Source organism: Streptosporangium nanhuense, assembly GCF_059358815.1.
Map to the genome: position 1 here is coordinate 1 of NZ_JCADBG010000102.1, position 1,235 is coordinate 1,235.

1 protein-coding gene is annotated in these 1,235 nt (G+C 71.7%); it reads right to left on the reverse strand.

Translation table 11 applies throughout. From position 1 onward, the window contains the following. Positions 1-115: 115 nt before the first annotated feature. The gene (rsmI, locus tag AC5L38_RS44165; RefSeq protein WP_495248813.1) at positions 116-970 is read right to left on the reverse strand and encodes a 16S rRNA (cytidine(1402)-2'-O)-methyltransferase; all 855 of its coding nucleotides are present in this window, start codon (positions 968-970) and stop codon (positions 116-118) included. Positions 971-1,235: the final 265 nt, after the last annotated feature.

The following is a 1,235-nucleotide window of genomic DNA, read 5'->3' on the forward strand; positions in this document are numbered from 1 at the left end:
CCCCTCCGAACACCGCGACCAGCAGCGGTCCCAGCCAACCCCAGGCCACGCTTCCCCGCATGGGAGGCAAGAGGCGATCCCGTATTAATCCCATTCGGGCAATTATGGTGATAAGTCAGCCACGATGGACAGCGTCATAAAGATCGCGTTTGGGGATCCCCGCGGCCTTCGCCACGTCCATGATCGCCTGCTTCCTCGGCACCCCCGTCTCCTCGCGGCGTGCCACCTCCTCGACCAGGTCCCCGATCACCGGCGGCAGGACCTGTCCGGCGTACCCCGCGACGACGACCGTGATCTCCCCCTTGACGCCCCCGGCCGCCCATTCAGCCAGCTCCCCGAGACCGCCGCGCCGCACCTCCTCGTACGTCTTGGTGAGCTCCCGGCAGACCGCGGCCCGGCGGTCGGCGCCGAACGCCTCCGCCATCGCCGCCAGCGCGACCTGCAGCCGGTGCGGCGCCTCGAAGAAGACCATCGTGCGCTCCTCCTCCGCGAGGGCGGAGAGCCTGCGGGAGCGCTCACCGGACTTGCGCGGCGGGAAGCCCTCGAAGCAGAAGCGGTCGCTGGGCAGCCCCGAGACGGCCAGCGCCGTGGTCACCGCGGACGGCCCCGGCAGCGAGGTGACCGTGATGCCCGCCTCGACCGCCAGGTGGGTGAGGCGGTAGCCGGGGTCGGAGACGCCCGGCATGCCCGCGTCGGTGATGACCAGCACGGTCTTGCCGTCCTGGAGTGCCTGGAGGAGCTCGGCGGCCCGCCCGGCCTCGTTGGCGTCGTAGTAGGAGACGACCCGGCCGCCGATCTCCGCGCCCAGCTCGCCCGCCAGGCGGCGCAGCCTCCGGGTGTCCTCCGCCGCGACCACGTCGGCACTCTCCAGCGCCAGCCGCAGCCGGGGCGAGGCGTCGCCCACCTGGCCGATCGGAGCCCCTGCCAGCACAAGCCTGCCGTTGTCCGTCACCGTTCCATCCTCCCGCATTTCGGATGGGTCCCCGGCCTGGGAGGAATTCCCGAATTGAACTCTTAAGGGGTTTTCTCTGGGCTGAGGGTGGTGGGGGGACCGTACGATGTCCGGGTGGCCGTGACCGACTTCACCAACCAGGCACCGCAGCAGCCGGAGCCCCAGGAGCCCCAGCCGCCGGGCGGGGCCAAGGGCTCGGCGCGCGACCGGCTGATGCCGCCGATGCCCGGCGGCGCCCTGTGGGGCTGGCTGGGCCCGCTGCTGGTCACGATGTTCGGGGCGA

What these genes read in the sequence shown, in the direction of transcription:
- rsmI (WP_495248813.1), bottom strand. Translation starts at nt 970, where the DNA reads ATGCGGGAGGATGGAACGGTGACGGACAACGGCAGGCTTGTGCTGGCA.